Below are 21,357 nucleotides of genomic sequence, written 5' to 3'. Positions count from 1 at the left end.
ATCCCTATTCTAATATCCGTACTACATCACTGCGAATCAGTTCAAGCTCTTGATGGATGATCTTGTCCTGCGCAGTTTGCGCACGTACCCGTTCTGCCGAATTTCTCGACATGGCGGTAAATCGTTCTGGGTTGTTGATCAGCGCTTCAATCCCTGCGGCTATTTCCTCAGCAATCTCTGGCGCGGCAAGGATGCCGCAGTCGTCATCGACAAATTCCGGGATGGCGGCAATGCGATTAGTAACCGGCACTAGTCCAGAGGACATGGCTTCATCTCGGGATACACCCTGGCTGTCCCAACGAGTTGGGCAGAGAAACAGGCCATATTCCTTATGAAGTTGGGCAATTTCAAGCTGTGTCAGGAAACATCGCTCGACTACCACATTTTTCATGTCCTGTAAGGGCGCCAAGGTTTCCTCGAAAAGCTTGCCATCACCAATCAGCCGAAATTCTAGCTCGTCAAAAAAGGGCTTCTTGGCCAAAGTCAGAATGGCCGCAACGCTTAGTTCATTAGCATACTGTTTGGAGGCATAGGGGCGTATAGACAGAATTTTATTGCGCTGTTCTGGGTCTTTTTCTTGGTAAGTAAACAACTCGGTATTGATAGGGTTGTGAATAATCTGATACTGAGATTCTGGTAGGCGGAAGCCTAAATCTTCCATGACCTCCTCAGCAAAATGGCGGGAGACAAATACCAACCGCAGGTTGGCTGGCATGGGATTGAGGATCTCTTTCCAGAAGGCCATGCGCTTTTCGCTCTGAAGTTTGGCACGCTCCATCTGTTCATCTGTTTCCAGGTTGAACTTGCGGCGATACCAAGGGTGAATCTCCGCCCCATGCACCCAAACGATAATCTTGATCCGCTCCACATAATCTTGAAGCACTTCCCACATGTCGTGGTCGAGGAAATGAACCAACACTTGTTTATAACGGCCTGTTGCCAACAGGCGGTGCAGGGCTTCTTGGGAGCCGGTCGTGACATCCACATTCTGGAACTCATGGTAGGAGATCGTTTCACCTTTGCGCAGGCGGAAGACATCTACGGGAACGCCGTGCTCCTGATAGGCCCGCACCCGACTATGCACAAAACCGTTGCGGTAGAGATCATCATAGCGGGGGTAGTGGTTGGTCAGTAGCAGGATATCGGACCGACCCAGCAATTCGGCAGGTTCCAGGTCGCGGTGACCCAACAGGAGTTGTTTGAGGTAAGCCGTCCCGCCTGCGTACACCCGCAGTCCCAAACGGATGTAGGCGGTTTCCTGGGGGATGTCCACCACATGATTGCGATTGGGGGGATTGATCACATAGCTGATGCGCTGCTTTTCAGTATCCAGAAACAGCATGACCAGGCCCAGATTCAAGCCGGGGGCCATTTCCAGGTAGAAACGGAGTTCGTCTTTATTTGCGCCGGCGCTGAGTTCACTTGGGATAAAATCGATAGGGGCATAAAGATATTCATGCTTGCCATCGGCCAGGGTGGAGGTGATTTTCCAGCCCTGCTCGTCTAATTCCGTTTTGATGCCGTGGACATGTTGTTTGCCGAAATGCTCCGCCAGTTGCTGGGCCTCCAATACCGGGGCATCCGCCTCCTGATCGGCCAAGGGAGCAATAGCTTCGGCGCGTGCTAACAGTTGCTGGATGGGGATGCCGGTGTTAAGAGGCAGATCATCGACAGTGCGGGTAACGGTACTGGCGTGCTGCTCTGCTCCCCCCTCCTGGCAATAGTTGAAGGCGTCAATGGCGAGTTGGTTGGGTAGGGTATATTCCCATTGCTCCAGCCCGGCCAACCAGTCTTGCGCCTTGATTTGCCCGGCGGCTTCCACTGAGAGGGCCGCGCTGCGGGCTTTGAGGACTTTGGCTGGCCGGTAGGCCTGTTCCGCCTGATTCAGGGTGATCTGGCCGTCGTGCAGCCCATGGTATGCAGCCTTGCCAATGACTGCCGCCTGGCTATAACGGGTAGCCAGCACCATATCGAGCAAATAGTGGGGGCCGTAGTAGTCCTGGGGCAACATGCCGGTGATCCAGTCTGCCCCTTGCGCCAGGTCGGCCAGGGTTTTGCCCTCAAGCGCCGCTTCATCGAGAAGCCGGATTCGCTCATCGCTTCCGGGGAGCATGGTTTCCACCCGCGCCCGTTCTAGGGTGCTCCCCAAAACCAGCGTTAACGAGGACTCTACCCCCTGCTGGCGCTGGAAATGGGCGAGCAGGCGTTCCACATCGTCCGGACTGTTTGCCGGAGCAATCACGGTAACGCCGGGCAAGGGGTCGGTGATGCGCCGGCCCGTGACCTTACTCAGCACATAGGCCATCCGCTCGCCATAGGTATGCTCCAACATGACTTTCCGCAGCTCGGCCAGGCACAGGCGATCCCTATGGGTCCTGTCGTCCGCAAGCTGATGCAGGCGGCGCACCATCTCCCCACCGCTGTCGGTGGTAATGATCAGATCATTGAACAGCAGACGCAGGCCACGGGAAAAGTTGCTGACCGTGAGCGTGTTGCAGGCCAGCAACTCGAACACCCGCCTTGCAAACATCGTTTGAGACTGTTTGATGGAGTTCAAGTTAATGGCATAGCGGTAACCCTTATAGGCCTTGTCGATTTCCTCGAATGGCAGAGTGCCGACAATGTAGGGCTGGTAGGCGGCCGGGAACTGGTAGCGAGGGTCGTTCATACCGTAGTTGCGGTCGTAGATTTCCACCGGACGGAAATCAGGCAACTCGACAATGAAACTTTCCAGATCCCGCGTCCGCTCAGGGTAGCGGGCATAATAGGCGCCGGCAAAGCAGAAGGCGTCCTTGCGCTCATAGGTCTCAATGGGATTGTGAATGGCCGGCTGGCAAGCAAAGGGCAGCAGATAGACTCGTTCATGGCCCAGCGCCGCCTTATAGCGATGAATGCAATCGATATCGGTGGTGAAGACAAAATCGAACAGCTTGGCGGTATTCAAAAAGGTCTCGAAATGGACGGGATCTTCCTTGTTCCAGAATACGGTGGGGATGTGGTGCTCACGGCACCAAGCGACAATACCTTGTACTTCCTCGCTCTTGTGCCCGACCTTGCTACCCCAAAGTTTGTCCTTGCCGCGCCAAGCGGATTCGATGAAGAGGAGTTCAGGTTGACAGGCAACAAGCTCGGCCTGCCAGTGGGCAGGGGTAAGTTGATGCAATTCGCATTCTGGATTAAAGGAGTTGAAGGTAAAATCGTCCATGATGCTGGCGATTTTAAGCGGCTTGGCTTTATTAAGCTGCTGCACTTCCGTCAGTGAGGGGATAGTCCGGGACGGCTCGAACCGATCGACGGCATGCTGGCGTGTCGATCTGACGGGTAGCTTTTCAAGTTTTTTGGCTGGCGTCGCCAAACCGCCACTGCCCGAAGGTCGATTATTTCTTTTTCTTTGACGTTGCGCCCGCAAGAACTTGATACCTTGACGGCCAACACGCCATAAGGAAACAGGCAATCTAGCCAAGCCTTGCCATGATCTCACAGCAGAGACGAGTGACGAGCCAAGCTGAAAGCTCACAGTATTATTGAGCGCAGTGAGACGACTCTCAAGTTTTTCCTTCTGCAAACGAAGATCGTTGACTTGCCGCGACAGTCTCAGGAAATCGCGTTGCTGCTGGCGATTAAGCTCGGTGGCGGCGGACAGCTTTTGTTTCAGCAAAGGGATTTGATCGTCTGCTTCGCAGTACTTCTCATCAGCTTGTGTAAGCCTCCTCTTCACCGCTTCAAGCTCACTGGCTTTCGCCGCCAACTCTCCACGGTAATGGGTTACTTCCTCCTTGCGCTGAGTCTGCTCTTGATGAAGGGCTTGGGTTGCTTGGTCCAGCTCGGACTGTAACTGCGATAGCTTTTGCTTCAATAAGGGGACTTGCCGACCAGTGACCTCGAGATACTTTTCATTGGCTTGGGTAAGCATTCCCTCCACCGCTTCAAGCTCGCGGGCTTTCGCCGCCAACTCTCCACGGTAATGGGTTACTTCCTCCTTGCGCTGAGTCTGCTCTTGATGAAGGGCTTGGGTTGCTTGGTCCAACTCAGACTGTAACTGCGATAGCTTTTGCTTCAATAAGGGGACTTGCTGACCGGTGACCTCGCGATACTTCTCATTGGCTTGGGTAAGCATTCCCTTCACCGATTCGAGTTCGCTGGCTTTTGCTCTCAATTCTCCTTTTATTAACGCCATTCTTTCGTTGGCGTCACGATACTTATGATTTGCATCCTCCAGCTTTTTTCGCAACGCCACCAACTTCTGTTCAGCCTGGTACGTGTCAAGCACCTGCTTGAACTGCAAACGGGAAATCCTGTGTTGCAAATCCACTGCTTCATTGGGCAAGAACAAATGCGTCGGCGTCGCATTGAACGTATCCCAATAGCCGTAGTCGAGCGTATCGAGCCAGTTGGCAACGGCTCGGAAACTGTTTTCGGTTTGGCACTCAACATAGAGCAAGGGGCGATCCTTGCGAAGTAAGGTCTCACCGCCCTGAAGAACGAGCAACTCCATCCCCTCAACATCAATCTTAAGCGCCTTGACGGGCATCTCAACGGGCACGCTGTCAAGGGGGATGATCTGGATGTTTCCTGAACCAAGTTCGATGCTTTGCCCCCCTAAATTGTCGGGCATCTCCTTCAAGAAATGGCCCTGGGTATTGGCCTTGCCGAGCCCGACAACCCGAACCGAAACGCTATCAACTAAACCATTTATCTCAATGCTTGAAAGCAAGGCCCCAGCTAAGGACTGATTGGGTTCAAAGGCAATCACCTTGCAGCCCACAACTGCCGCAAGATAAAGGGTATGGTTTCCAACGTGTGCTCCGACATCCAACACCAAATCGCCCTTTTCCAACCGCTGCCGCATATCCTCCAGCATTTGCAGTTCGTAAGGTTTTTTTTCCGTGCTGATCCTCTTCTGGATATAATCGGTTTCGGCATTCGGCAAACTAATCCGATAGCGATCTTCGCCGACCGAGATCGTCACGACACCGGACGAGTCAACCGCGGTATTAGCGTCTGGAGTTTCCCTATCAAGCGTAGTTAAAGCCATCTCATATTCCCCCAATAAAAGCACCGCAGAAATCCAGGAGATTTTTCTCGAAGGGCGCTTGCGTAGACTTAAATTCTTTCTTTGTGCGCAACCAACACTCTGTTATTGCAGTTCCCCCAACGGCGCACCCAATCCAAAAGAAGGCAGTCCCCTCATTCCTGGGGCGCGCCATCTGCCGGCTTGTAGGGGCGGTTGAGCAGCGCGAAACCGGCCGCATTCTTCTCAAAATTTTTGCCGAGATACTTAACATCAACGCGACAAACACTGGCCTGTCTCAGTATCGGTATCGGCAAAGGCACTTTGGAGGACTTGGGCGAGCTTACGCGTCAGATCGGCGCGCGAGTACCCGTCAACCACGGCATCGGCTGCGGATGCTTTACTGTCAAAAAGCCTACGTAATGATACCCGGATTCGTTCTTCGGTGTGTGGCGTCTCGCAGATCGTTACCCTGGGGTTCGAGCCGAACTCATGGGCGATGATGGAATCCTTCGGCACGAGGCATAAGGAGGGTTTACCAAGCGCCAGGTAGTCAAATATCTTCGTGCCCATGCCGTAGATCACACCATTGGTGACCAGACCGTAGTCGGCGCCGGCAATAAGATCGAGCACACGGTTATAGTGCATGAAGCCGAGACTGGTCACTTGAGAGGACATATTAAGCTGGGCCGCCAGCTCTGCCACCTCCTGGTGCTCCGCCCCTACATAAAGAAAACACGCCTCCGGGAACTCTCGAAGCACAGTGAGAAACAGGGTTGCGGCAACGGGGGTATATTCCAGGAACTTGCCTGCGAGCACGATCGTTTTGGGAAGAGCGGTCACCTTCCTGGGCTCAACCTCGGCAAAATCCTCCGGGTCGTAGCCGTTGTTTATGGTTTGAAACTTATGCTGATAAGCGGGAAAAGTCGCGGCGTAATCTTCTTTGAGCACCCGACTGGCAAAAACGACCTTGGTGGCGTATCGGATTCCCACCCATTCGATGGATTGCTTGATTAGGCGCTCGACTCGAAAACTTAGAGACCTGGCCCGGGGAGACGACACATGACTATCGTAGCCGTCGTATAGGCTCCAGAAATCACGGAAGTCTAGTACGCTTGGAATACCGAGAACCCTGGTAATGAAGGCCGTCGACACGAAAGGATGGAAAGGGCTGCCGCAAAGGTAGACGACATCGAAACGTCGACGCTCGCGATAGGCTTGGTAGCAGACATAAAGGGGATAAAGCAGCTTGACGAACAAGGTGGAGCCCGGAAATTTTAAAAAGCGGATGCGCCGCACCTCCATCCTTTCGACTTCTTGAGGCAACTCAGAAAGCGCCTTACCGCGATAATAACGGGGATCTACGGTCAGCACCGTGGGCCGCCACCCATTCTTCGGCAGATACTTACAGAATTTAGTGGCCCGCATCCCGCTGATCCCGGCAAAGGGCGGAAAATAGTAGGAAGCAACAAGAATATTACGATAATTCGGCATGCAGAACTTCCGCTCAGGTGGCATTTGCTCTGACGAGAGATTCGCAAAGACGGACATACTCCCCAATCATCCCATCCAAATCAAAATGTTCAACAGTCCAAGCCCTTGCGGCCCGTCCCATGTCCATGCGACGTTGTTTATCACGCGCCAATGTTCGGATGGCTGAAACAAAGGCGCCGACATCATCGACCGGGCAGAGCACCCCGGTCAACCCATCCTGGACAACCTCAGGAAGTGACGACACGCGGGTTGCCACCACGGGTGTGCCACAGGCCATGGCCTCGGCGGCCGCATAGCCGAACCCCTCCAAGCGGGTGGGGAACAGCAGCACATCGGCCCGCCGGTAGGCCTGACGGACCTGCTCATGATCCAGAGATCCGAGGTTACGGGCGTTCTTCAACCCCGCCAGGGTCCGGGTCGTGCGCAATCCTGCGGCGTACTCCAATTCAAAACCTTCGCCTAGGGCGTCCATGATGGGGGGAAGCAGGTCAACCCCCTTGCGCCGGGTGAGATTGCCGACAAATAACAGGCGAAAAGGTCTGCTCGCGGCGGGCGCGTTTTTTTCCTTGGGTGGCGTAAAGAAATGGGTATCGATACCGTTGAGGATGACCCTCGGCTTTGGGTTGCCCAAGATACGGTGATGTGCATTCGCCGCGTACTGGCTGACCGCCACCTGGACCTCCGAAGCCCGATGGCTCGAGTGCTCAAAATAGCGAACGAGGCTCTGGTGGAAGACCCCCTGGGCAAAGCTGCGGTAGGGGCGCAGTGCCGGATCGAGCACGAAGAGGTGCTCGACGGTGACCAACTTAATCCCTGGGCGCTTGAATGCCAATCCATTCCAGGTATTGGTCAGCGTGAGATCGGTGCCTGGAGGCGGGACGGCCTTGCGCAACAGCCAGGGGACATATTGCAGGTGGTGGGCAAAGGGCTGTTCCACCGCATCGATACCCCGCTTCCGCAAGCCTTTCGCGAGGATATGGGTGAACACGTCGGAACCGCCGCCCCCTTGGGTGTAGGGTAACCAGACCTTCAATTTCCTCCCATTAATCATTCATGGGTACCGAGCTAGGTAGAGATGGGAAGGCAAGAGCACCCGCAACGGCAACGCCCAAAACCTTGGGTGCTTGCACAACCAGCGCTTCAACCCCGGACCCGTTTCGATGTCGCCAACCGCCTTGATGCCCTCGAAGCTCACCTCCCGCGTCCTGTACCCGGCCCCATGCAACAGTGCTTCCAGCTCGGCATGAGTGGGTGGATGGCAGTCATATCGTTGCCCACGCCCGGTGATACGCACATAGGTATCCCGCAGTGAGGGCGGCAGCCAGCTAAGCAGCGGCAACTTGAAATGGGGTTCGATTAAGGCCCAGCGATTTGGCACGGCCAGGTACAACCAGCCAGCCGGACGCAGCACCCGCTGAATCTCGCGCAAGTGAGCCGCCTGCGCCTTGGGATCGCCAACATGCTCCAGCACATGGTTGGACACGCAGATATCGAAGCTATCGTCATCGAAAGGGAGCGCCGTATCGCTCACCAGTCGAAAATCAAACCCGTCACACACCTGGCGCTGATCGATGATATCCACCGCCGAGACAGCCCCACCAGCACCCACCCGTGAAGCCAAAAAAGAGGCGATGTATCCTGCCCCGGCGCCGATTTCGAGCACGCAAGCCCCCTGCAAGTCGGTGACCTGTGAAAGCAATCGCCCGATCTTCATCGCTTTGCGAACACGCGAGTCGGAATCAAGCGCGGCATGGGACTGGGGTTTGGCATCAATCATGTCGGGTATTTTTCCCCCTGGCCCGACAGAGCCATAAACAGCTCCGAGAAGGCTTGGGCCGACGCCTCGCGACTGAATCGCCCCAGCACATTGGCACGCGCAGTTTTGACCAGGCGCGCAGCGAACTGGGGGTCCGTGGCAAGTCTCTTCACCGCAGCGGCGATCTGTTGCGGCGCGCCCTCGTCCACCAACAGCCCGGTGACGCCGTCTGCAACCGAATCAACCACGCCGCCCAACCGCGTCCCGATCACGGGTACGCCGGCCACCATGGCCTCGAGCAAGGTAAGTCCTTGCGCCTCCACCCAGCCATTGGCGGCGCGGCGTGAAGGGCCGACGAACACGTCAGCCGCCGCCATATAGTGCCTGACCTCATCCGGTTGCACCCAACCGCTGAAATGCACGTGGGCCCCAAGCCCCGATGAGGCGGCATAAGCCTCCAACTCAGGGCGATCTTGGCCCTCGCCCACCACCAGGGCGCGCACCTCCGGGAAAGCGGCGCGCAGTAAACCGACCCCATCGATCAGATCTCGTACGCCTTTCTCTTCAACCACGCGTCCGACAAAGACCAGCAGTGGACCTTCGCCCTGGCGATGGCGGGCGCGGATCTCGGCGACAGGGGCGATGTCGCGGGCAACGACATTGCTGGAAACCCCCATGGGGACACGCTGGATCGGCGTGCCGCCGGGATCAAGCTCGCGCACCGCGGCCTCCGTGACCGAGCTGTTGACGGTGATCCTATCGGCATGATGGAGGCTGAAGCGCTTGAACCGCATCATCAGGGGACTGCGCAGAGCGAATACGTCGCCGCCATGGACGGTGATCACGTGGGGGATGCGCCGGGACCGCGCCGCCAGCACGCCGGTGAAGCCCTGGGGCAGTATCCAGTGGGAGTGGACCAGGTTGTATTGGCGGGTGAACAGACGGCCCATGAGCGCAGCCCATTCGGCGGCCACCAACAGGGGCAGTTTGAGTAAGTTGCCGCGGTGTTTGCGTAAGTTGATCAGGGCGCCCCCCTGGTAGCACACCGTCTGCTGGGTTTCTGGCCATAGATATCGGAAGCGCTCGACCCGCACCCCCTCCATGGTCTCGGTCACAGCGCAGCCAGGCGCGTGTGGCGCCAAAATATCCACCTCCCAACCGAGCGCTTGCAGATCTTGCGCCAAGTGGAGAACGAAGGGCGTGGTGCTGTCGCCGGACCAGCGCGGAAAGTTCGAGGTAACGCAAAGGATACGCCTCAGGCGTGGAGTATTAGTCGTCGCCACGCTTTTGCTCGAGTTCCATCCGCCGCACCCGCTCCAGCGTCATCTCCAACAGTTGCCGGTTGATGGAAATCAGCTCGGCCACCAGTCCCACCAAATAGGCCAGAAACCCCATCATCAAGAACACGCCACCGAGCACCAAGGACTGGATGTGTCCTTCACTTTGCCCGATCAGATAGAAATAGAGAAAACGAACGATGGGAATCGCCCCCAGCACCGACAGGACCGTGCCGATGAAGAAAAACGCCCGCAGCGGTTGGTACATAGCGTACGTCCGCAACATGGTCCACATCGAGTTCTGAACAAAGGCGGGGATGCTCTGAAACAGGCGGGACTCCCGATTCTTGGGGTTGGTGCGTACCGGTACCGAGGTGACGACCATCTGGCGCTTGCCGGCCTGGATGATGCTCTCAATGGTGTAGCTGAAGGAGGTGACGATATTGAGGCGGATGGCCGTTTCCCGGGAGAAGGCCCGAAACCCGCTGACGGCGTCCGGCACATAAATGCCGGCAAGCCTACGCACCACGGCGCTGCCTAGCCATTGCAGAAATTTCTTGCCGATGGAGAAGTGGTCGATTTTGGCGGTCTCCCGATCGCCCACCACCATATCCGCGCGGCCCTCCAGGATAGGCTGGATCAGTTTCGGAATATCCTGCCCCACGTACTGGTTGTCCCCGTCGGTGTTGACGATGATGTCGGCGCCGGCCTTCAAGGCGGCGTCGATGCCCCGGCGGAAGGTCCTGGCCAGGCCGATATTGTGGTTGTTATGGAGGATATGGTCTACCCCTAGGGACTCGGCCACCGCCGCGGTTCGGTCGCTGCTGCCGTCATCGATGACCAGGATCTCCACCACATCCACGCCCGCTATCTCCCTCGGGATGTCGGCGATGGTCTCCGGCAGGGTTTGTTCTTCGTTGTAACAGGGAATTTGAACGATGAGTTTCATCAAATTGCGCGGGATACTCCACCCATAATCTTTGATTTGGGTGGAGAGGGATAGCGCCCGCCGTCAGGCGGCTTCTCCCGCATCCTCCTGTTGTGTGCTCGCTATCTGAGTGTCAATGACATAACCATAACCATAACCATCGCATCGATGCAGGGTGCGGCAATATTGATAGCTAATACCCTGAGTTACGATCCTCTGGCTGGTAATGTTAAAAAAACCACTGCTGCGTACCGCCACCCGACCGATATAGTGACCTGCCTTTTTACCTGTTGGTACTCGGGCCTCTACAATGTCTCCGGTTCGGAAACCCTGCACCGTTCGAGCTGCTTTGGCACTGGTACGCGGAAATCCATATTTGTCCATACGACACTGCTGCCGCGCTCCATGTCCCTTGGCTGAAACCTGTAGATACCCTGAGCACTCCAGGCGTACCTGCTGGCCCTGCTCGCCTACACAGGCGGCATCAATCCAATGTGCTTTGGGGTAACCTTGCAGGGTGCGGTTTCGTTTGGTTTGACCGCCACTGCAAAAGCGGATATCCGGTATCAGTTGCTTGATGACACGTCCCACGGCATAGCGGGTGGCATTGACCGCTGCGGCATCTTTCAGGGTCGGACGGTGCCCTTTGAGAATTGCTCGCATGGCAAGGCTGCGTTGCTGCTCTAATTTGTTTTTACGCTTCCTGCAGGCATCCGCCCAGGCTTGAGGGTGAAGGTTGTTTTTGTGCTGGTTGCAGGTGCGGCAGGCAACCACCAGATTGCCCACTCGATCAGTACCGCCCAGGCTTTTTGGCAAGATATGTTCGATCTCCAGGATAGAGTCTTTAGATAAGCCATGGCAATAAGCACAGGTGTGTTGATGGCGGGCCAGCAGATATTCCCGCAATTCAAATCCGTACAGGGTTCCCTGTTGATACTCAATACCAGTTATATCCGGGTTTTCCAGCAACTGTAGATCAAACCGCGCAATCTCAACGTTTGCTGAGCAGATCGGGGCCAATCGTACCAATCGTTCTGCCCAGGTCTCGGTATTATCAACCCGAGAAAGCAAGGAGGGGGGTAGCCAGCCTTTAGGGCGGCTACGGTTGAGAAAACGGGGTTGGCGATAACGGGTATTGCGGTTTCTGCGTGAACGTCGAACGCCTCGGCGAGAGTCCAGAGATTCTTTAATTTGCCGGCCCCGATGCTCAAGTTGCATCGCAAAGATACAGACAGTGCCGGAGTTAAATTGCGCATTCAGGGAGATGCCTGTGGTTTTTGAGCCGGGGTCAACCGTCAAGGAAATGGGTTGCGTTGTGCCACCTGCTCGCTCCTTTAAAATAATGGTGAATGGATAACAGCGAAACACAGCGGCTTTGCCCTCGCGCAACAGCTTGCGTGCCCGAGCCGGTTGGCAAGGCATCAAGGGTTGTCTGTTTTTGTCGAGTACGAAAACGCCCATCGGTTTCTCCGTTGACTAAAATCTGGCAGTTACCTGCCGCTCGACTAATGCCGGTAACGTGAGCCTCGCTAAAGACAAAGCGGGTTGTTAAGAACGCCACCTTCGCGGTTTACCCCTCGCCGCAGCATGATAACGCTCCACAGAGCCTGGAACTGGCTCGCGCATTCCAGGGTGTGATCGCCGCTCTGTCGTAGTGCCCAAAGCACTCAAGCTGGTCAACTGGCCTGCTTTTACAAGCCCCCACTAGATCGCTTTGCGATTAGGGGGGGTAGTTGACAGTGATCTATTGCGGAGCAAGGCTGCCGGGGCTTCAGCCATGTGTTTATACGCGGAGCGGCGAGGGCTAGCCTCCTCGCCCCTCCCCCTTGGCCAGCCCCGCCTCGACCCGAGCCGCCATTTCGGCAGTCAGCTCCTCGCCACGGACCTCCCAGATTTGGTAGAACGAGGGCATCATGGCGCGCAGGGTAAAGTAGCGATTATCATAGGCGAGATCAACGAACAACCGAGGCAACAGGGCATCCGCTACCGCACGGGAGGCCACCGCCCCATAGTTAGCCACTTGATTGACTGACAATACCAAGTCGGCATTGGGATTCAGCCCCATCCTTAACAACCGCTTCCCATCATGCATCCGCACCTGCTGCAAGGGAGCTGTCCTCTCCCCCCAAGTCATGGTGGCGCCATTCAAGTCAAGCACCATCTGCTTGCCCTTCACCTCGGCGATTAACCGTTCCCCCTCGCGCTGGTATCCCCTAAAGGGGAGGTATGTATGGTCGTCCCCGACTTCCACTTGACGATTGAGGTCCCATTTACCCAGTTTAAACCACGGCGTTCGCGCTAGGTGGTGATCGAGGTACAGCATGACTGGCGGCGCCTCTGCCGGAAAAAAATATTCAATCACCTCGCGTGCTTTTGCAAGCTCACCGCCCATTTTCGGTATCAATTGGCGATACGACTCTTCGGGCCCGACGATGAACATGCGTTGGATGACTTCCAACCCCTCAGCCCAAGACTTTTTATCCCCCCCAAAGAGATGCCTGGCCCGCTGCATGCCGGCATAACCCCGGGTAACATAAAACTGCATCCAGTTGGCGGCAAGGCGCGGATTATTTTTAGCCAAGGGGAGATGAAGCACCCACTGGAGCCGCCCCGAGTGAAAAACCCCATCCGCGACGACTCCCCGCCGCGCATAGTAGTGCAACGGATTACCATGCCCCCACATTGCCCATACAACGGCATTCGGTGCACTCAACTCCCCGAGCTGGATCATCGCTTCCATATCGATTGGGTAGCGCCGCGGAACCAGGTTGTTGCCCCCTTGGGCATGAGCCACGGCGCCCCACAGGGTCACCCCCAGCAAGGGCACGGTCACCAGGGTGCGATAGGATCGTTGGGACAACAACACCCAAAAGAACGCCACCGCAATTCCCACACCCACACCAAACACGGGAGCGCCAAATATATTGAAACGATAACCGGTCGCACTCAATGCGGTGACGATAACTAGGGATGCCATCACCATCACCGCCCTATAGGCACGCCAAACCAGCAATGCATAACCGATGACCATCATTGCCAACCCGAACCAGCCGCCCGGTACCCACGAGAGAAATTGGTCCCAGCCCGTCGCCTGCTGCTCGGAGACCGCCTGCCCGGTCTCCGGGAAGATCCAACCGGTTTGCTCAGCAATATAGGTAAAAAGCCCCTGAACCATTTGAAACTGGGCCACGGGGTTGAGAACCTGCCAACCGGCAATGGCCACCGCGCCCACCAACCCCAGAAGCACAAGGGCGGCCACGGTGACCAGCTCCCACCCCCGGGGTAAATGGAAAAGCAAAGTGGCAAGACCAGGCAGCACCCATAGGCCGAAAACAATGTGGGGCACCGTATTCCACCACCACAGAAACAAGACCAACACCAAGCTGTACAACACCCAGGCGATGATGCGCTGGCGCTGATCCCGCGCCAATGCAGCACGCAGCGCCAGGGCGGCTGCCAAGGCCGAAAAGACCACATTGAGTGAATCCGTATCAAACCAGCCGATGGAGGAGCGAAAAACAAAATAGGGGGAAGCCGCCGCGGCCGCGGCCGCCGCCAATCCCGCTATCCGTCGCGTGGACGGAGAGGGTGTAGACCAGACTAAGGTAGCAAACAGGGATCCCAGCATGTAGACCGGAAGGACAATCAAGGCCCCCAAAAACGGCGGCAGGACAATGGCTATCCATTCCGGGGCCGCCCCCGTCAACTTTTGCAATCCCGCCAACATCACCGCCAACAAAGGCGCAGTGGGAGGACGCTCCGCACCCTGGGGGACGTGCCGGGTAGGCAAGTCCGATTCGTAAGTCCCTTCCAGTAGATCGCGGCCTAAATCAAGGTAAATGTAGGAATCGACCGTCAGCATCAACGGCCGCGGAGGATCACCAAACAAGGTCCGTTCGGGATTATCGAGCCAGAACGATAAATTGTCGAAGCGCAGAGTGAAAGCAAACAGAAAGATGAGCGCCAATCCCACCGCCAAACCGAGTCGACTAGCTAACGCCCTATCGACCCGCGATTCCCATTTCCCTATCACCGCTCCCCCCCTAAATCACCAGAAATATCCACTATACCCGAACTTGGAGTTTCGCCATGACTGACTACGGTTCGGTCCATCCTCACCTTGTCAGCCTGGAGAATTCGCGTTTCCTCGCGGTCCTCAGGCGGTGGCTAGGCCACGGCCCTTGGGGTCTTTACCGCTCCACGCGCTTTATTGGTTCCGGCGCTCCCCGCCGTACCCAAATTCAAAACATTTTTGGCCGCGTTAATGTCCCGGTCATGAACAGCCCCACAATCGCACCTCCATTCCCGGATTTTGAGCGGCAGGGATTCTTGCACTGTGCCGCACTCAGAGCACGTCTTGCTGGTGGGCGCCCAACGGTCCACGATAAATACTTCTCGGCCATACCATTTGGCCTTATATTCAATATTCAGTGCCCGGCACACAATACACAGCATCGCGGCTTAATGTCCAGAGCAAGCGCGGTCGGCAGTCAATCCGGCTGACCAAAGCCGCATGGTCGTGTTTTAAATGGGGAGAGTTGAGCAAATGTCAGATTGTTTTTAAGACCACCATCGTCACATCATCTTTGAAAGTCTTGCTTTCACAGAAATCCTGTAAATTTTTTACCACGACCTTAATGAGATCTTGGGGAGCAAGGTGCCGATTGGTCATAAGTATCTTACATAAACGCTTGATACCAAAAAATTCGCCCTGCTTACTCTCTGCTTCTATGATGCCATCCGTATAAAGGAACATAATGTCCCCTTTTTCCAAAAAGGTTCTCTTCTCCTCAAAGGAAACCTCTTTTTTAACCCCAAAAATCAACCCGTCCGCCTCGAGCTTGGTGCATCTTGCTCCGTCACCACGTAATAGCAGAGGGGGGTTATGGCCGGCACTGGCATAATTGATTTCTCCCGTCCCAATATGGTATTGCATATAGAACATCGTAATGAAGTGATCAGCCCGATTTAAATCTTCATAAAGTGAGTCATTCAAAGCCGCCAGGGTATTGGCAGCAGTAAATTTTGATCGAATTTGCGCTTTCAATGCGCTGCGGGTTTCGACCATAAACAGGGCAGGTCCCACGGAATGTCCGGAAACATCAGCAATGGCCACATCCACTCTGTGATCAGGCCGATGGTAATAATCAAAATAGTCTCCTCCCACTTGGGAGGCGGGCAGGCAATAACCGACAACCTCAACTTCGGGTAGAATCAAAGGCTCCGTGGGCAGCAAAGATTCTTGGATCTGCCGTGCGATCCTCAATTCATTGCGTGCCACCGCGAGACTTATTTGAGACCGTCGGATCAATTCCTGGGCTTCAAGCTGTTGGGTAATGTCTCGATCCACCCCCAGCCACTTGATAATTCGGCCTTGCTCATCAAGAATGGGTTCACCACTGGACTCCGCAAAAACCTCATGGCCATCCTTGTGGAGATAGTGACTGATGAAGCGGAAGAACCGTTTCTCATCTGGACTCTTACAGACCCCACTCTCCTGGGCCTCCGGGGTAAAAAACTCACAGTAATGCTTGCCAAGCATTTCCTTGGGTTCATACCCCAGTATTTCCTTAACTGCTCCACTGCAATAGGTAAAATGTCCCGAGGGATCTTGTTCCCATATCCATTCGCCGGTCATCCTGGCCACCTGGCGAAACCTTTCTTCGCTCTCCTGAAGGGCCTGTTCAATCTGTTTACGCTCGGAAATATCCTCCCCAATAGCGAGAAAATGGGTAATTTCACCTTGGGGATTCTTAATAGGTGAAATATGTTCCCGGACCCAATAAATTTCCCCATTCTTTTTTTTGTCTTGTATCTCTCCTTGCCATTCACCTCCTGAAGTAATGCTTTCCCAGAGTCGCTGATATTCTTCAATAGGGGTTTTCCCTGATTGCAAGATTCGCGGATTTTTCCCAATAACCTCTTCTTTGGGGTAACCGGTCAATTCCGTAAATTTAGCATTGACATACTTAATATTGCCTACAGTATCTGTAATGGTGACCGCAACCGGGCTCTGCTCCAGGGCACGGGATAGCCACAACAGCTTTTCCTCTCTTTGTTTGCGCCGGGTAATATCGCGAGCAATGGTCGCGGCTCCCACAATATGGCCCTGGTTATCCTTGATGGGTGAAATAGTAAGAGAAACATAAATTTTCCTGCCGTCCTTCCGCACGCGCACTGTCTCGAACTGTTTAATGCGCTCGCCGCGCCGAATGTGCTGAAGAATTTGCGGTATCTCATCATGTCGATCGGGAGGCACAAGAATAGCAATGGATTGACCGCAAATTTCCTCGGCGGTATAGCCATATATTTGTTCGGCAGCGGCATTCCAACTAATAATAGTGCCATCGAGTGTCTTACTGATAATGGCATCTTCGGAAGACTCGACAATCGCTGCTAACCTCTGGGCCGCCGTATCACGCTGCTTATCGGTGGCCAAGTCAGAATTCTGCTCATCCTTATCCTGATTTGCCGGCACTTCGGTGTCTTCTCCGATTAACATCAATCCAATCTCCTAAAATTCCAAGCTTATTTTTTACCGCCAAAACCCGTCCCTCCCTCTACCCAAGGAAAAGCATCACTAACATGGATCAAATAGGGATTTAAAGGTATATTGCCAAAATAACTGTAGTGGACAGCCATAAAAGAATGAAGGTTTTCCTTCGCTTGCTTGCTTACCTGCTGCTCGCCGGTATCGCTCTCTGGTTGCTTCTGCCGGAGCGCTTTGCCGTCAACGTGCCGATCCGGCTGTTTGGCTGGGGGAGGCCTTCCATCGAAGTCCTTCATGATCGACTGCAATTGCCCGATGGATTTTCAATCGAGATTTACGCCCGGGATCTTCCAAGTGCCCGCATGTTGCGATTTACTCCCCAGGGCGACCTTCTCGTTAGCCTACCGGAGGCCGGAGACATCGTCCTACTTGAGCGCGATGCCAATAAGGACCACCAGCCTGATGGCCGCCATACGCTGCTCACCGATCTTTATCGACCTCACGGGATTGATCTCCAGGGGGGTTGGCTCTATGTGGCCGAAACGGATGCCGTGGGCCGCATTCGCTTTGATGCAGCGGCGCGTACCGTTCGCGGCAAATACCAGCGCATCGCCCAACTCCCTAGTGGCGGCGGGCATTGGACACGCACCTTGGGCTTTGGTCCGGATGGCTGGCTATATGTTTCCGTGGGTTCGAGCTGCAATGCCTGCGAAGAGACAGACCCACGGCGGGCAGCGCTGCTCCGTTTTCCCCCGGAAGGCGGCAAGGAGGAAATCTTCGCCACGGGCTTGAGAAATACCGTTGGCTTCGACTGGCACCCTGGCACCCACAAGCTCTACGGCACCGATAATGGCCGTGACCTTTTAGGGGATGATTTTCCTCCTGATGAGCTGAATCGGATAGAACAGGGCAAATTTTACGGCTGGCCCTACGCCAATGGCGATAAAGTCCCCGATCCTACTTTTGGGCCAGGTCATCAGGAGGCTGTTGAAAAGAGTGTAGCGCCCGTATATCACTTTGCGGCTCATACGGCGCCCCTAGGCATCACTTTCTTGCACGGCAAGCAGCTTCCCCCCACCTACCAGGAGTCAGCTTTGGTGGCCCTCCACGGCTCCTGGAACCGGACCCAAAAACAGGGGTACGAAGTGGTCTCTTTACACTTTCATCAAACAGGGGAGATCACTGAACGCAAATTCATCACTGGCTTTGAAGCCAACGAAGAGGTCATTGGGCGTCCCGTGGATGTGGCTGAGGGTCCCGACGGTGCCATCTATATCTCCGATGATTTCACAGGTAGTATTTACCGTGTGATCTATAAGGAAAAAGTGGCCCAGTTAAATAGATTGAAGCAATCCATAAAAAATTAGTACTCACCCGGAGTGAGTTTCTTCAATAAACCCATACCAATTTGAGTTTCCCAAACAGGAGAAGTTTCTATAATGATTAAATATGCTCCAATTAATTTATTAATTAATATTGGGCAAACTCCAAACTACCTATAGACCGCCTACAACTATCTCGGTCGATGTAACCCCCTCCAGTCCAGTGGGGCCCTCTCGACCTGCTATTTCTGCACCAAACGCAGGCGCGAGACAATACTAATAAATAGTTTGGGATGGGGGTCCGCCTCATTGCATTAATGGAGGTTGATACTCAATGAGCAAAATTAAGATCGCTATTACGGGCATAGGCAATTGTGCAAGTTCATTGTTGCAAGGATTTTACTATTACGGGGATAAAAAAGCAGAAGACGCCATTGGATTGATGCATTGGTCGATCGGAGGCTATAAGCCATCGGACATTGAAGTAGTGGCAGCCTTTGACATCGACGGCCGTAAGGTGGGCAAAGATGTTGCCGAGGCCATCTTTGCCGAACCCAACTGCACGGCGGTATTCTGCCCGAATATTCCCCAAACCGGCGTCACGGTCCAAATGGGAAAAATCCTTGATGGCTTCTCAGAACACATGCGGGATTACGATCCCAAACATACCTTTATTCTCGCTGATGATCCTGAACCTACCCAGGAAAAAGTCGTACAAATTTTACGGGAATCAGGAGCGGAAATCTTACTTAACTATTTGCCGGTAGGCTCGGAACAAGCGACCCATTTCTATGCAGAATGCGCCCTCGAAGCAGGCATCGCACTGATCAATAATATTCCTGTCTTTATCGCCAGCAATCCCACATGGGCCAAACGCTTTGAGGAGAAAAATATTCCCCTTATCGGAGACGATATTAAAGCCCAAATGGGGGCCACCATCACCCACCGTGCCTTGACTGATCTCTTTAGAAAACGCGGTGTCAAACTAGAGCGAACCTATCAGCTTAACACCGGCGGCAATACGGATTTTCTTAATATGTTGAACCGCCACCGCCTAGTCTCTAAGAAGGAATCCAAAACAGAAGCCATACAGGCGGTTACCAACCAACGCCTGGATCCAGAAAATATCCATGTGGGTCCCAGCGATTACGTCGCTTGGCAGAAAGACAATAAACTGTGCTTCATCCGCATGGAAGGCAAATTATTCGGAGACGTGCCCATGAACCTAGAACTGCGTCTTTCGGTCGAGGATTCTCCCAACTCAGCAGGGGTTGCCGTGGATGCCATCCGATTTGTTAAGCTAGCCCTGGAACGTGGGCAAGGGGGCGTATTGTATGCCCCTTCAGCCTATCTCTGTAAACATCCCCCAAGACAGTACACCGATGATGAAGCTTACCGCATGACTGAAGCCTTCATCGACAATAAATTGGTAGAATCCCCCGAGCCACGCAGGCATCGCCAGGAAGAAGATAAATCCCCCGCAGCGTCCCGAAGATAAGAAACATCTTGGCATGGGAAAACAGCGTATCCGCCCCGGCAAAAAAGCCGGGGCGGATACGCTATTAGAATAGCCACAGCAGTAGCGCACGAATACTTATAAGCATTCTGGTCGTGTTTTAAATAGGGAGAATTTAGCATAGGTATCGTCGGGACACGCTCAAGCCAACGGTGTGAATTTGGAGTTTCGCCATGACTGACTGCGGTTCGGTCCCTCCTCCCCTTGTCAGCCTGGAGAATTCGCGTTTCTCAGCAGTCCTCGGGCGGTGGCTAGGCCACGGCCCTTGGGGTCTTCACCGCTCCACGCGCTTTATCGGTTCCGGCGCTCCCCGCCGTACCCAACATCAAAACATTCTTGGCCGCGTTAATATCCCGGTCGTGCTCCGTTCCACAGTCCGGGCATTCCCACTCGCGAACTTTGAGCGGCATGGACTCTTGAATAGTCCCGCACTCAGAGCACCTCTTGCTGGTGGGCGCCCAACGGTCCACGATCAATACCTCGCGGCCATACCATTTGGCCTTGCACTCGATTTGTCGCCTGAGTTCGTACAGCCCGCAATCCGCGACGGCTTTACTCAGGCGGCGATTTCTCAACATCCCTTTGATATTCAAATCCTCAAGACAAATTACTTGGTTCTCGTTAATCAGCTTCGAGGATTGTTGGTTCAGAAAATCCCGGCGGCTATCCGTTATCCGGGCATGAATTCGGGCCACCCGTTGCTGTTGCCGGCGGCGACGCTGAGATCCTTTCTTCTTTTTGTTCAAGCGACGCTGAGCCTTTTTCAATTGCCGTGCGTACTGGTAAGTGTATTTAGGCGCGCCGGACTTATCCCCGCTAGAGGTCACCACCACATCCTTAACCCCCACATCCACCCCAACAGCGTTCTTGCGGGCAGGCAGAGCGGCAATCTCCACCTCACAGGCCATGCTGACAAAATAACGGCCAGCGGGGTCTTTACTGACCGTCACCATTTTGGGGATACCCATCATCCTGCGAGACCATTTCAGCTTAAGCGCCCCAAGCTTTGGCAGCTTCAACAACTTGCTTTCGGCGTTGAAATTCTTCGCCACATGGCGCTGGTCCAATTGATAGCGTACCGATTGGGTCTGATGGCGTCTCTTAAAGCGGGGATACTTGCCCCGACCGGCGAAGAAGTTTTTAAACGCCCTATCTTGGTCCCTCAGTTTTTGGGTATGGCAACTGGCGGTGGCTTCGCTCAGCCAAGGGCATTCCGTTTGCTTCAGTACCGTCAATTGGCGGCTGAGGCTGATAGTGTTCAGCGACTCGCCCTGCGCTTTATACGCCTTCGTTCGCCTTTCCAATGCCCAATTCCACACATAGCGGGTATGGCCGAATTCAATGGCCAATTGCCGCTTTTGCGTGGGCGTAGGGTAAAACCTGAATTTGTAGGCCCGTTGCGTTACCACGCAGCCATCATGCCACAACTGTCGCCTATGGCAAAAGAGTACTCAAGGGCTGGCCAACTACGCAAAACGCGAATTCATGGCCAAACGCGAGTAATCGGCCCTCGCGCTCGACGCGCCGTTTCACTTCGCACTCTCGCTAGGGGGGCGTCGTGCA

General features: G+C 54.6%; 12 protein-coding genes and 1 pseudogene. 2 read left to right on the top strand and 11 right to left on the bottom strand.

Translation table 11 applies throughout. From position 1 onward, the window contains the following. Positions 1-4 precede the first annotated feature (4 nt). The 10 genes and pseudogenes from NHAL_RS01870 to NHAL_RS01825 form a co-directional block, all read right to left on the bottom strand. Positions 5-5,035 (bottom strand): FkbM family methyltransferase, encoded by a 5,031-nt coding sequence (locus tag NHAL_RS01870; RefSeq protein WP_049780566.1) that lies wholly within the window; start codon positions 5,033-5,035, stop codon positions 5-7. Positions 5,036-5,284: 249 nt separating this feature from the next. Then, entirely contained in the window at positions 5,285-6,505 is a 1,221-nt protein-coding gene (locus NHAL_RS01865) for a glycosyltransferase (protein ID WP_013031471.1), read from the bottom strand. A 13-nt stretch (positions 6,506-6,518) separates the two neighbouring features. Further along, on the bottom strand, positions 6,519-7,538 hold the full coding sequence (locus tag NHAL_RS01860) for a glycosyltransferase family 4 protein (RefSeq protein WP_157862464.1): 1,020 nt from the start codon (positions 7,536-7,538) through the stop codon (positions 6,519-6,521). Positions 7,539-7,556: 18 nt separating this feature from the next. Beyond that, the gene (locus tag NHAL_RS01855) at positions 7,557-8,282 is read right to left on the bottom strand and encodes a class I SAM-dependent methyltransferase (RefSeq protein WP_013031469.1); all 726 of its coding nucleotides are present in this window, start codon (positions 8,280-8,282) and stop codon (positions 7,557-7,559) included. Beyond that, positions 8,279-9,544, bottom strand: coding sequence for a glycosyltransferase family 4 protein (locus NHAL_RS01850; protein WP_013031468.1), 1,266 nt, complete (start codon positions 9,542-9,544; stop codon positions 8,279-8,281). Before NHAL_RS01850 ends, NHAL_RS01855 begins: the two co-directional genes overlap by 4 nt. Next, entirely contained in the window at positions 9,531-10,487 is a 957-nt protein-coding gene (locus NHAL_RS01845) for a glycosyltransferase family 2 protein (protein ID WP_013031467.1), read from the bottom strand. The genes NHAL_RS01850 and NHAL_RS01845 overlap by 14 nt, the downstream gene beginning before the upstream one ends. 63 nt (positions 10,488-10,550) lie before the next feature. Continuing rightward, entirely contained in the window at positions 10,551-11,927 is a 1,377-nt protein-coding gene (gene iscB, locus NHAL_RS01840; RefSeq protein WP_013031466.1) for an RNA-guided endonuclease IscB, read from the bottom strand. A gap of 343 nt (positions 11,928-12,270) precedes the next feature. Next, positions 12,271-14,499 carry an STT3 domain-containing protein gene (locus NHAL_RS01835; protein WP_013031465.1) on the bottom strand — a complete coding sequence of 743 codons (2,229 nt, stop codon included), beginning with the start codon at positions 14,497-14,499 and terminating at the stop codon, positions 12,271-12,273. A 134-nt stretch (positions 14,500-14,633) separates the two neighbouring features. After that, positions 14,634-14,891: pseudogene (locus NHAL_RS01830) on the bottom strand (zinc ribbon domain-containing protein); the annotation flags it as partial. A gap of 124 nt (positions 14,892-15,015) precedes the next feature. Continuing rightward, the gene (locus NHAL_RS01825) at positions 15,016-16,968 is read right to left on the bottom strand and encodes a PAS domain S-box protein (RefSeq protein ID WP_013031464.1); all 1,953 of its coding nucleotides are present in this window, start codon (positions 16,966-16,968) and stop codon (positions 15,016-15,018) included. 146 nt (positions 16,969-17,114) lie between these two features. Here NHAL_RS01825 and NHAL_RS01820 point away from each other — a divergent pair, with 146 nt between their 5' ends. Next, on the top strand, positions 17,115-18,323 hold the full coding sequence (locus NHAL_RS01820; protein ID WP_013031463.1) for a PQQ-dependent sugar dehydrogenase: 1,209 nt from the start codon (positions 17,115-17,117) through the stop codon (positions 18,321-18,323). 289 nt (positions 18,324-18,612) lie between these two features. Next, the gene (locus NHAL_RS01815) at positions 18,613-19,776 is read left to right on the top strand and encodes an inositol-3-phosphate synthase (RefSeq protein WP_013031462.1); all 1,164 of its coding nucleotides are present in this window, start codon (positions 18,613-18,615) and stop codon (positions 19,774-19,776) included. Between the two features lie 269 nt (positions 19,777-20,045). On the opposite strand, the gene NHAL_RS01810 is transcribed toward NHAL_RS01815, so the two are convergent. After that, on the bottom strand, positions 20,046-21,203 hold the full coding sequence (locus NHAL_RS01810) for an RNA-guided endonuclease InsQ/TnpB family protein (RefSeq protein ID WP_013031461.1): 1,158 nt from the start codon (positions 21,201-21,203) through the stop codon (positions 20,046-20,048). Between the last annotated feature and the right edge of the window lie 154 nt (positions 21,204-21,357).

Source organism: Nitrosococcus halophilus Nc 4 (assembly GCF_000024725.1).
Lineage (GTDB): Bacteria > Pseudomonadota > Gammaproteobacteria > Nitrosococcales > Nitrosococcaceae > Nitrosococcus > Nitrosococcus halophilus.
Note: the sequence above shows the minus strand (reverse complement) of the source record. Positions and strands in the feature narration are given on the sequence as shown.